Raw genomic sequence first — 12,091 nt, 5'->3', positions numbered from 1 at the left:
ATGAAAACCGATTTTCAAGAAATCAGTCATTCCGGCGGAATAATTACGTTTTATATTAAAACGACGATAGAGGGCAACAAAGGTTACAGCGTTGGAATCCGTGGAAGCCGACCAGTACCAATGGTTTGGATTCAAGTCTATGCGCTTCCACAAGGAATTGTGGTTGAAGCGCTACCAATTGTTGGTATGGGAGTTGCCCAAAATTCACCCACTATTCCAGGATCGCTACCTGTTTTTATATGTTCCGATAGTGAGGGTAAGTTCGGTCATAACTGCCCTTCTTGTGATGGTTACTGGCGAAGCGGGCCATGGCCAAATATTTGTCCATATTGTGGACTTTTGGCTCCCTGCCATGATTTCTTATCGCATGCACAAAAACGCTACGTAAAACATTACTGTGAAGTGCTTCATACGGCGTTATGCGAGCATGAAAATGCAGAGCTTCAGATTGATATGGATAGCGTTGCTGACGCAGCGGGGACGGATAGAGATAAACCTGCTTTTTATGTTTCTGAAGAAAGCCAACAGCATAAATTTATTTGTAACTCATGCGGCGAATTTAACGATGTATTGGGAAAGTACGGATACTGCTCACTCTGTGGAACAAGGGTTGATTTGTCCGATTTTGAACTGGCTACAATCCATGAAATACGCACCCGACTCAACGGAGGGTCAAGCCCAGAGACGTGCATTCGAGATGCGGTTTCCGCGTTTGATTCTTTCTTGTCACAATACGCCAAACAACTAGCCAATTTAGTGCCAATGACTGCATCGAGAAAGCTGAGGTTAACAACAAAGCGGTTTCATAATTTAACGGAAGTCTTAAAGATATTTAGTCAATGGTTTGATATTGATCTTGTTGCAAAAATTAAGGAATCTGACGTGCAGTTTCTAACCTTGAAATTCCATCGGCGCCATATCTACGAACATAATGGAGGTGAAGTTGATTCAGTTTATCTTGCTAAAAGTGGGGATCAATCAGTGCGATTAAAGGAAGTAATTTATGAAAACAAAGAAGATGTTCATAAAACTTTGGATTTATTGATGCGAATAGCGAACAATGCCCACGATGGATTTCACGCAATATTCCAGCCAAATCCTGAACCAATAGCTGCATACAAAAGAGCCAGAATTTAATGGATTTGAAATCTAATAATTCCTTCGCAATGGCTCATCCATTTTAAAACCTCATCAAACCAAAGCTTGTGCAACTGAGCCAGCGCTTCGTCTAGGCATAATTCTTCATCCAGAATCAACAGCTTAAACCGAGAAATTGCTGATGCTGCGACCAAAAAAACGCACGCTATTTCCTGCTCGCAGGAAATTTAGAATGCATAGTAGGCGTCAGCATCGAATTGCTTGTTGTCGTAGACTACAAAACACCGCAGCGTCAATTCACATGGAGAAAACATCATGGATTTAGGCTTGAAGAACAAACTGGCTTTGGTATCCGGTTCAACCAAAGGTATTGGCTTTGCCATCGCGACGGGGCTGGCGCGCGAAGGGGCGCAGGTGATTATCAATGGCCGCTCACAGCAATCGGTCGATGCTGCATTGGATGGGTTGCGCAAAGCAGTCCCGAGCGCGCAGGTGTTCGGCTTTGCGGGTGATCTTTCCGATCCGCGTCAGATTGATGCGCTGGTTGCTGCTTATCCTGCGGTCGATGTGTTGGTCAATAATCTCGGTATTTTCGATCCCAAATCGTTTGAAGAAATTCCAGATGAAGATTGGCTACGTTTCTTCGATGTGAACGTCATGTCCGGCGTGCGTCTGTCTCGCGCTTACCTTGCGGGTATGAAGAAAAAGAATTGGGGACGCGTGGTCTTTATCAGTAGCGAGAGTGGTATTCAGATTCCGCTGGAAATGATTCATTACGGTGTGACCAAAACGGCGCAGATCAGTCTTGCGCGCGGCCTGGCAGAACATTGCGCCGGTACCGGCGTAACAGTGAATTCAGTGTTGCCGGGACCAACGAACTCGGAAGGCGTGTCTGATTTTGTTGAAAAACTATCTGGCAACTCAATCGAGTCGTTCGAGAAAGAGTTCTTTGAAAAAGTACGTCCTACATCGTTAATTAAGCGCTTCACGACACCGGAAGAAATCGCCAACATGGTTGTCTATGTTTGCTCCGAGGCGTCGTCCGCTACCAACGGTGCGGCATTGCGTGCGGATGGCGGCGTTGTGCTTTCGGCGTTTTAATCTCGATCGAGATTATTGAGGTTGGACTGAGTCAGAAATCCGTATTGCATCTTGATGTAAATTTCTGATTCAGCAAGCGCCATTTGCAATGGCGCTTTTTATTTTCGAGCGTGATCAGCGGACTCTGAATCTGATCGTGCCATCGGCGCAAATGTCTCGCTTCAAAATTCCATCAAACCAAAGCTTGTGCAAATGCGCCAGCGCTTCGCCCAGCGCAAAACTCAATTGATGTGAATCCAGCTTGCGTACAAACATGATCGGCACGATGTCGGCTGCTGATTGTGGTGTGACGCAGGCGTCCAATACTTCCTGCAAGCGCGCGGCGTGATGATCGACGTACTGCTGTATGCGCGTATGCAAACCGCGGAAGGGTTTGCCGTGTGATGGCAGTACTAGTGTGTCGTCCGGCAAATCCTTGTATTTCAATAACGAATCAAGAAATTGTTGTACCGGATTCGATTCCGGTTCGATCGCAAAGACCGAGACATTAGTCGAGATGCGCGGCAAGACCATGTCGCCGGAGATCAGTACGTTCAATTCTTTGCAATACAGCGATGCATGTTCGGGCGCATGGCCGAAGCCGGTGATGACGCGCCATGTGTTCTCGCCTATGCGGAAGTTTTGCGTGTCGTGTATGCGCACATAGGTCAGCGGCACGCTTGGTACAAGTGTCGGGTAATAACTGCGGCGGCCTTCCAGCTCTTGCAACATTTGCGGATCAGCGAGGCCGTGCAGTTTGAAGAAGGGGAACATAGCCGTGCCGTCTGAACCCGGCAAGGCGGCCGACATCATTCTCGCGAACGTGTATTCGCCGGTCGTCATCCACAGCGGTACATTCCAGCGGCTGCAGATCCAGTCGGCGAGGCCGACGTGATCGGGATGGCAGTGTGTGCAGATGACGCGTATGACCGGCAGGCCTTCCAGTTGCGTAGCAAAAATTTGCTCCCACGCGTCGCGCGTGGCGTCATTCGCGATGCCGCAATCGATGATGGTCCAGCCTTTGACCAGGCCGCTTTCACCTTCGACTGACTCTTTCAGCAGCCACAGATTGATGTGGTTCAGCGCAAACGGCAAACCCATGCGCAGCCACTTGATGCCGGGCGCGACCTCGAACGCGCCGCCAACGTCGGGCAAGGTGTCGTCAAAAGGGTAATTCAACTGGGCTTCAAGCAGATTCATCAAGATCTCGCGTGGGGCAATACGGTTCACATTCCAGTCGGGCGCGCCTACAATAGCTTCCTGAAACACTATGGCAACGCCTTGAGGCTGCATTTTGAACATCAAGCGCCATTTTAAACGGTGCATTAGTGCGGCGCTCCAAGATTGCTAAGGGTAAGGCAGGCAAAGAAAGTATGGCAAAACAAAATTCCACGGCGAGCGCCGCTTGCCCTTGCGGCAATCATGGTGGCAAAGACAGTTACGCGCTATGTTGCAAGCCTTTCCACGATGGCACAGACGCTCCGAATGCCGAAGCACTGATGCGCTCGCGTTACAGCGCGTATGTGTTGGGTCTGATGCATTACGTGCATGCGACGTGGCACGCATCTATGCGCCCGCCTTTGACGGATTTTGCACACGATGCAGCGACTAAATGGCTGGGACTGGAAGTGAAGAAATTTGTGCCGGGCGAAACCGAAGCAACGGTGGAATTTGTTGCGCGCTCCAAAAGTGGTGGTCGCGCACAACGGCTGCATGAAGTCAGCCGTTTCGTCAAAGAAGATGGCCGCTGGTTTTATATAGACGGCGTGTTTCCCGAATAAGTTGTACCGCGTTTGCAGTGGCAAACGCATGGCAAGAATACGAGCGAGGTTGGCGAAATGAATAACATACCTGGCAAACAAAACGATCTGGTCGCGCGCAGCTTGCGTAGCGTTTGGCATCCGTGCACGCAGATGCAGCATCACGAAACATTGCCGCTGATCCCCGTCAGTCACGGTCGCGGCGCGTGGTTGTATGACGTCAACGGTAATCGCTATCTGGATGCGATCAGTTCATGGTGGGTCAATTTGTTTGGTCACGCCAATCCGCGCATCAATAGCGCGCTGAAGGCGCAACTCGATTTGCTGGAGCACGCGATGCTCGCCGGTTTTACGCACGAGCCGGTGGTGCAATTGTCGGAACAACTTTCTGCACGCACCGGTCATGTACTCGGTCATTGTTTTTACGCGTCTGATGGCGCGTCGGCAGTTGAGATCGCGTTGAAGATGAGCTTTCACGCGTGGCGCAATCATGGCAAAACTGCCAAGCGCGAGTTCGTTTGCCTGAAGGGCAGTTATCACGGCGAAACCATAGGCGCGCTCGGCGTAACCGATGTCGCGATTTTCCGCGATGCCTACGATTCTTTGCTGCAGCATGCACACGTCGTCGCGAGTCCTGACGCACGCGCCGCTGAACTAGGCGAATCCGCTGCCGATGTCGCACGTCGCGCCGCGAAAGATCTGGAAAAATTATTGCAGGAACGCGCACCACACATCGCTGCCATCATCATCGAACCATTGGTGCAATGTGCGACCGGCATGGCGATGCATGATCCTGTGTATCTGCAGGAAGTGCGTTTGCTGTGCGATAAATATGAAATCCACATGATCGCGGATGAGATTGCGGTTGGTTGCGGTCGCACTGGTACTTTCTTCGCGTGTGAACAAGCGGCGATCTGGCCTGACTTCTTGTGTCTGTCGAAAGGCATCAGCGGCGGTTATCTACCTTTGTCTTTGGTGATGACACGCGATGAAATTTATCAATCTTTCTACGACGTCGATGTGAAGCGCGGCTTTTTGCATTCGCATTCCTACACGGGTAATCCGTTGGCCTGCCGCGCGGCGTTGGCGACGCTGGCGATTTTTGAAGAAGACGATGTCATCAATAGCAATCGCGCACGTGCTGCACATTTGAGCAAGGCGCTCGCACCGTTGGCTAATCATGCGCTAGTCGCGAACTTCCGCCATCGCGGGATGATGTGGGCCTTCGATGCAGTGGTCGATAGTCCGCAAGCGGCAGCGACTTTCTCACAACGCTTCTTCTCGACGGCGCTGGAACATGAGTTGTTGCTGCGCCCTATTGGCAACACGGTGTATCTGATGCCGCCGTACATCTTAAGCAGTGAAGAAATCGAAGGTCTCGCCGCGCGCGTGCAAACCGTTTTTGCCAAAGTGATGGCCGCATGAGCAAGTTGATCGCGGGACTGGATGCGCAGCTTGCGCAAATTGATGCGCAAAGTTTGCGTCGTCGCCGTCGCATTACCGAGTCGCCATCCACGCCGCGCGTGCAAGTTGATGGTCGCTCCATGTTGGCGTTTTGCAGCAATGATTATCTAGGTTTGGCGGCGCATCCAAAAATCATCGCAGCCTTGCAGCAAGGCGCAGAACTCTATGGCGCAGGTAGCGGCGCATCGCATTTGATTAGCGGTCACTCGCGCGCGCATGCAGCGCTGGAAGATCGCCTCGCACAATTCGTCGCGCCGCAAATCGAAAACGCGCGTGCGCTGTATTTCTGCACCGGCTATATGGCTAACCTCGCGATACTGAGTGCGCTGGCTGGCAGCGATGCTGACCTGTTTTCAGAATCCTTGAATCACGCATCCTTGATCGATGGCGCGCGTTTATCGCGTGCGAACGTACAGGTTTATCCGCACGGCGATATCGATAAATTATCTGCGCTATTCGCCGCCAGTACTGCCGCGAAAAAAATGGTCGTGACCGATAGCGTCTTCAGCATGGATGGCGATCTGGCTGATTTGCCACGCTTACTGGCTTTGTGTGAACAACACGATGCTTGGCTGGTGGTCGATGATGCGCATGGCTTTGGCGTGCTCGGCGCGCATGGTCGTGGTGTGCTGGAACATTTCAATCTGCGTTCGCCGAATCTGGTTTACATGGGCACGCTAGGCAAGGCTGCTGGCGTTGCCGGTGCCTTCGTCGCGGCGCATGCGAGTGTGATCGAATGGATGGTGCAGCGCGCGCGTCCGTACATTTACACCACCGCTGCGCCGCCAGCTGTTGCGCATGCCTTGCTGACCAGCCTGGATATTATTGAAGGTGCGGAAGGCGCAGAACGTCGCGCCCAATTGCAAAGTCTGATCGCACAATTTTCAGAATCCCTGCAATTGACTAAGTGGCAGGCAATGGCATCCAGCACCGCGATTCAACCGGTCGTGATAGGCGCGAATGATGTGGCGATGCAAGTTGCGGCGAATTTATATGAGCGCGGCTTCTGGGTGCCGGCGATTCGTCCGCCGACTGTGCCGGCTGGTACCGCGCGTTTGCGTGTGACTTTGTCGGCTGCACATACCGCTGACGATGTCGCGCAGTTAGTCGGTGCGCTGCATCAATTAGAAAAGGAGACCTGAGGTGACAGCATCTTTCAGTTGTTTCGTAACCGGCACTGATACTGAAATCGGCAAGACGCTGATTTCGACCGCGATCCTGCATGCGCTGGTTCAAACCGGCGTGCGGGCTGCAGCCATCAAATCTGTGGCGGCCGGCGCGCATCCGATTCAGACAGCCGATGGCGAGGTCTGGCACAATGACGACGCTGACGCTTTGGCGCAGGCTGCAAATGTCGTTTTACCAAGAAATTTGGCAGTTCCGTATATGTTTAAAGCCGCCGCTGCGCCGCACGTTGCAGCGAAGTTGGAGTATGTTGTGATCGATATCGCGCATATTCGCAGCTGTTACGCGCAAGTTGTTGAAATGGCAGATGCGGTGGTGGTGGAAGGCGTGGGCGGTTTTTGCGTTCCCTTGACGGATGATGCCAATACTGCAGATTTGGCCCAACAACTGGCTTTGCCGGTCATAATGGTGGTCGGGCTGCGGCTCGGTTGCCTGAATCACGCTTTATTGACTGCCGATGCGATCGCTGCACGTGGTCTGAAGTTGGTGGGTTGGGTGGCGAATACCGTCGATGCTGGCATGGCATATGCTGGGGATAATGTGGAAGCATTGTCGGCCCGTTTGTCCGCACCGTTGCTGGGTTGTGTGCCGCGTTTGTCTGTTGATGGTGATCAACAACATGCGCCCTTGCCTGCTGCAGCGGCTGCTTTTCTGGATTTTTCGTGTTTGCCTGGCTGGCCCAAGTCAGCCTGACAAACATTAGCTTTGAATTTTAGTCAGGAGTTTTTATGTCGTCGCAACCAGTAACCTTCCAAGCGCCAGTCGCTGCTATCGTCCCGACCACGTGGCCGGTAGATGATGTGCTCGCTTTGTTCAATCTGCCATTCAATGAATTAATGTATCGCGCACAAACCGTGCATCGCGAAAACTTCGATCCGTCTGAAGTCGAATTGGCGACTTTGCTGTCGATTAAAACCGGCGGCTGCCCTGAAGATTGCGGCTACTGCCCGCAAGCTGCGCGTTACGACACTGGCGTAACGGCACAAAAGATTTTGCCACTGGAAGAAGTATTGGCTGCCGCACGCGAAGCAAAATCGCACGGCGCGACGCGCTTCTGCATGGGTGCTGCATGGCGCGAACCAAAAGATCGCGATCTCGAAAAGGTCGAAGAGATGGTGCGCGAAGTGAAAGCGATGGGCATGGAAACCTGCGCGACGCTCGGCATGCTCGGCGAAGGCCAGGCTGAAAAACTGAAAAACGCCGGCCTCGATTACTACAATCACAATCTCGACACCGCACCTGAATTCTATTCAAACGTGATCTCGACCCGCGACTACCAAAACCGTATCGACACACTCGGTCGCGTGCGCGGCGCCGGCATCAAGGTTTGCTGCGGCGGCATCGTCGGCATGGGCGAATCGCGTTTGCAACGCGCTGGCCTGATCGCGCAATTGTGCAATATGGATCCGTATCCTGAATCGGTACCGGTCAACAATCTGGTGCAAGTCGAAGGCACACCTTTGCACGGCACTGATCCTATCGATCCTTTGGAATTCGTTCGCACTGTCGCGGTGGCACGTATCACGATGCCTAAAGCGCGCGTACGTTTGTCCGCAGGTCGTCGTGAAATGGGCGAAGCGATTCAAGCGCTGTGCTTCGTTGCTGGCGCGAACTCGATTTTCTACGGCGACAAATTGCTGACGACCGGCAATCCTGAAGCGGTAGCGGATCAGGAGTTGCTGGAAAAGCTCGGCATGCATACCCGTAAAACTTCGATCGATGCGCGTTGCGATGTAACACCATCGTAAGAGTTTGATGCTTGGTTGATGTGTTGAATTTATATAAGCGGCCGGTTGAATCTTCGACTGGCCGTTTTTACAGCTAAAGTAGATTCGTTCTGATTATTGTTTTATCGAGGTGATGCAATTGATTTCTTCCAGCCTGCCGAAAGCCGTCAAGATCATCGAAGTTGGTCCGCGCGATGGATTGCAAAACGAACAGCAAACCATCAATGCTGACGTCAAGATCGAACTGGTGAATCGCTTGTCGCAAGCTGGTTTCGTCAATATCGAAGCGGCATCATTCGTCTCGCCAAAATGGGTGCCGCAAATGGCGACATCGACGGAAGTGATGGCCGGTATTACGCGTCGGCCTGGCACTTTGTATTCGGCTTTGGTGCCGAACATGAAAGGTTTCGAAGCAGCATTGGCCGCAGGTGTGGATGAAGTGGTGATCTTCGCCGCAGCGTCGGAAGCATTTTCACAAAAGAATATCAATTGCTCGATAGCCGAATCGGTAGAGCGCTTCCGCGATGTGGCGCGTGCGGCCAAGGAAAACAATTTACGTTTGCGCGGCGCAGTGAGTTGCGCTTTCGGTTGTCCGTATCAAGGTGAGGTATCGACAGACAGCGTAGCGAGCGTAGTGCAGCAATTGCGCGATCTTGGTTGCGATGAAATTGATATTGCTGACACGATAGGTGTCGCAACGCCGCGTCATGTGCAAACGGTGATGCAACGCGCAGCGCAGGAATTCCCGATTGCGGGTTTGTCCGGTCACTTCCACGATACTTACGGTCAGGCGTTGGCAAATATTTACGCGAGCCTCGAAGTCGGTATCACGATTTATCACGCATCGGTCGCGGGTCTCGGCGGTTGTCCGTACGCCAAAGGTGCGACTGGCAATGTTGCGACCGAAGATGTGTTGTACATGATGCGCGGCCTCGGTATAGAAACCGGTATCGATTTCGACGCGGTGGTCGATGCGGGGCAATTCATTTCTGAAAAACTTGGTCGTAAGGCAGTCAGTCGTGCAGGTAATGCGATTGCAGCGAAGCGGCAAGGTGCCGCTGCATGCGGATAAGCGCAAAATGATTTGAATACTTTGAAAACGAAAGCACGTTAAAAAATACAAATCGCAGCAGAATAAAAAAACGGGATGCGCCAAATTGGCCGCATCCCGTTTTTACTTTACGACGCTTGATTACCGCGTCGCTCAGCGATCAATTCCCATACAGGAATTCCGGTAACCACAAGGTCATACCCGGCCAGACGTACATCAGGATCATGCAGAGAATCACGATGAACATGTACGGCATCATGCCGGCAAAAATCTGGTTCAGCGTGACATGTTTAGGTGCCACTCCTTTCAGATAATAGGCCGACATCGCCACCGGTGGTGACAGGAAAGCTGCTTGCAGATTGACGAATACCAGCGTGCCCCATAACAAGGGATTGATGTCAAAGTGATGCAGCATAGGCAGGAAGATAGGGACGAAGATCACGATGATCTCTGTCCATTCCAGCGGCCACCCCAGCACGAAGATAATCGCTTGCGACAGCAACATGAATTGCAGCGGCGTCATGTCCAGCGACAACACCCATTGTTCGACCAGCGCTTGTCCACCGAGGATCGCAAACACGGCAGAGAAAATCGCTGAGCCGACAAACAGCCAGCACACCATCGCCGTAGTTTTAGACGTCAGGAAAACTGCTTCCTTGATCTTTTTCCACGTCAGTGATTTGGCTTGTATCGCCAGCAGGAAGGCGCCGAACGCACCAACCGCCGCAGATTCAGTTGCGGTGGTGATACCGAACAAAATCACTGCGAGCACGAGGAAGGTCAATGTCGCCAGCGGCAGCGTCGATGACATCAGCAGCTTGAGCAACTGGAACAATTCCGCTTCCATGATCCAGTAGTAATACGCCAGCAACAGCACCGAGATCACGACTGCAATCGAGAAGGTGATGTAGAAGCCGGATGGCGGGCCTGTATATTCATGCACAGGGGTTTGCAAATCTGCGTCGCCCATTGCCTGCAGGCCTTCTGGTTCAGTTGAAACGGTATCAACAGGATCACCACCCAGTTCTTCTGGTGGCGCTTCTGCCAGTGCGTTTGGATCGCTGGCGGTGCTGCCCAGAGCTTGAGGTGCGTCAGTAGGGGCAGATGCTGAAGAGAGTTGCATTTCTTCGGCAACGGCGCGCGTGGACACAACTTCATCCGGTTGCTGATGGATCACGATGAACCACCACACGGTAGCCAAAGTCAACGCGGTAATCGCCAGCGGCATCAATGCGGCCATCAGATTTTTCAGCAGCTTCCAGTAGGTGATACCCACGCCTTCGATCTCTATGCGCATCGCTTTTCCTGGCATTGCGACTGCTGCCAATAATGCCGGCAGCATTTTGCGGGTATACGCTTGCTGCAGTTTCACAGCCCACGGATCGACCGGAATATGCGTGGCGCTTTCTGGCAATTTCGGCGCAATCTTCGGATTGATCATGGCCCAGCCGATGATGTACACCAGATACAGAAACGCGAGGAAGAAGCCCGGTAACATCGCAGCTGCATATAGTTTGACGATCGACTCACCCGCGACGGCAGCGAACACAATGATCATCACCGATGGCGGGATCAAAATACCCAGCGTGCCGCCAGCCGTGATGACGCCTGCTGCCAGCCGTGTGTCATAACCTGCTTTCAACATTGGGTTGAAAGCGATCACGCCCATCAACACGACCACTGCACCCACCAATCCGCTTGCGATGCCCCAGAAGGTACAAACGATCAGCGAAGCGACAGCCAGCGATGCCGGTACACGACGGAAGGCGAGCTGGAAGGCGTAGAACATTTTATCCACCAGCGCCCCTCGCTCCATCACGTAGCCCATCAGCACGAATAGCGGTATCGACACCAATACATCATTGGTCATCGCGCCATACGCACGCTGCACCATCAAATCGAATACCCGATTGTGAAACCACGATTGCGATGGATCGTAAAACGCGATGAAGCCGAACGCAGTACCTAGCCCCATCAATGTGAAAGCAGTCGGAAATCCCATCAGGATCACGACCACGATCAGGGCCAGCATTAACATTCCCATTGCCGGTTCGCTCATAGCTTTACTCCATCGCCCATGCCGCGTTGTTTTGCCGTCTCTTCAATTGAATGCGCGCGCTCGATTGCGTCCTTGCGCGTTTCTGCATCGACGTATTCACTATTGGCTAGCTGCTGTTCGACGACATCAATCTCTTCAGCGTCTTTCAAACGTGCAGGCCATTCACCGTTTTTCAGGCAAACGACACAGCGCACGATTTCCGCTATACCTTGCAGCATCATCAATCCACCCGCGAGTGGAATGATGGCTTTGAAGTGGTAGATAGGCGGCCCGTTCGCCGTCAGTGTGGAGTGCTCGTTGATGCGCCATGAGTCGCCGGCATATTCCCATCCCGCATAGCAGAGCGCGAGTATGCCGGGAATGAAGAAAACGAAATACAGCACCAGATCAAACGATGCCTGCGTGCGTGGTTTCATGCTGCTGTAAAGAAAATCGCCGCGCACATGGCCGTTTTGCGCCAAGGTGTACGCGCCACCTAGCATGAACAATGTGCCGTACAACATATTGGTGGCGTCGAAGATCCAGGCGGTGGGGGCATTGAGAAGATAGCGCTTGAAAACTTCGGCGCATATCAACAGCATCAGACCAACGATCAACCAGGACGCGGCTTTACCGGCCCAGGTATTGACGCGATCGATGCCGTAGAGAAAATTCTGGACGGTCATGA

General features: G+C 52.5%; 11 protein-coding genes. 8 read left to right on the top strand and 3 right to left on the bottom strand.

Annotated features, from left to right (window positions below):
* A complete protein-coding gene (locus Q7T66_RS00600; protein ID WP_304931288.1) occupies positions 1-1,137 on the top strand; it encodes a hypothetical protein in 1,137 nt (378 codons plus the stop codon).
* A gap of 276 nt (positions 1,138-1,413) precedes the next feature.
* Positions 1,414-2,199, top strand: coding sequence for an SDR family NAD(P)-dependent oxidoreductase (locus Q7T66_RS00595; RefSeq protein WP_304931287.1), 786 nt, complete (start codon positions 1,414-1,416; stop codon positions 2,197-2,199).
* 114 nt (positions 2,200-2,313) lie between these two features.
* Here Q7T66_RS00595 and Q7T66_RS00590 read toward each other — a convergent pair whose 3' ends face one another.
* The gene (locus Q7T66_RS00590; RefSeq protein WP_304931699.1) at positions 2,314-3,378 is read right to left on the bottom strand and encodes an MBL fold metallo-hydrolase; all 1,065 of its coding nucleotides are present in this window, start codon (positions 3,376-3,378) and stop codon (positions 2,314-2,316) included.
* Between the two features lie 173 nt (positions 3,379-3,551).
* Between Q7T66_RS00590 and Q7T66_RS00585 the strand changes: the two genes are divergently transcribed.
* The 6 genes from Q7T66_RS00585 to Q7T66_RS00560 all read left to right on the top strand — a co-directional run bounded on the left by Q7T66_RS00585 (position 3,552) and on the right by Q7T66_RS00560 (position 9,386).
* On the top strand, positions 3,552-3,959 hold the full coding sequence (locus Q7T66_RS00585; protein ID WP_304931286.1) for a YchJ family protein: 408 nt from the start codon (positions 3,552-3,554) through the stop codon (positions 3,957-3,959).
* A 57-nt stretch (positions 3,960-4,016) separates the two neighbouring features.
* Positions 4,017-5,363 (top strand): adenosylmethionine--8-amino-7-oxononanoate transaminase, encoded by a 1,347-nt coding sequence (bioA, locus tag Q7T66_RS00580; protein ID WP_304931284.1) that lies wholly within the window; start codon positions 4,017-4,019, stop codon positions 5,361-5,363.
* Complete coding sequence (gene bioF, locus Q7T66_RS00575; RefSeq protein ID WP_304931283.1) at positions 5,360-6,544, top strand: 8-amino-7-oxononanoate synthase; 1,185 nt, start codon at positions 5,360-5,362, stop codon at positions 6,542-6,544. Before bioA ends, bioF begins: the two co-directional genes overlap by 4 nt.
* Position 6,545: 1 nt before the next feature.
* Entirely contained in the window at positions 6,546-7,280 is a 735-nt protein-coding gene (bioD, locus tag Q7T66_RS00570) for a dethiobiotin synthase (RefSeq protein ID WP_304931282.1), read from the top strand.
* Between the two features lie 35 nt (positions 7,281-7,315).
* A complete protein-coding gene (gene bioB / locus Q7T66_RS00565; protein ID WP_304931281.1) occupies positions 7,316-8,335 on the top strand; it encodes a biotin synthase BioB in 1,020 nt (339 codons plus the stop codon).
* Positions 8,336-8,447: 112 nt separating this feature from the next.
* Positions 8,448-9,386 carry a hydroxymethylglutaryl-CoA lyase gene (locus Q7T66_RS00560; RefSeq protein WP_304931280.1) on the top strand — a complete coding sequence of 313 codons (939 nt, stop codon included), beginning with the start codon at positions 8,448-8,450 and terminating at the stop codon, positions 9,384-9,386.
* Positions 9,387-9,525: 139 nt separating this feature from the next.
* On the opposite strand, the gene Q7T66_RS00555 is transcribed toward Q7T66_RS00560, so the two are convergent.
* Together Q7T66_RS00555 and Q7T66_RS00550 are read right to left on the bottom strand one after the other, a co-directional pair.
* Entirely contained in the window at positions 9,526-11,424 is a 1,899-nt protein-coding gene (locus Q7T66_RS00555) for a TRAP transporter large permease subunit (RefSeq protein ID WP_304931279.1), read from the bottom strand.
* Positions 11,421-12,089, bottom strand: a complete 669-nt coding sequence (locus Q7T66_RS00550) for a TRAP transporter small permease subunit (protein WP_304931278.1) — start codon at positions 12,087-12,089, stop codon at positions 11,421-11,423. Before Q7T66_RS00550 ends, Q7T66_RS00555 begins: the two co-directional genes overlap by 4 nt.
* Positions 12,090-12,091: the final 2 nt, after the last annotated feature.

It is taken from the genome of Herminiimonas sp., assembly GCF_030655415.1.
Note: the sequence above shows the minus strand (reverse complement) of the source record. Positions and strands in the feature narration are given on the sequence as shown.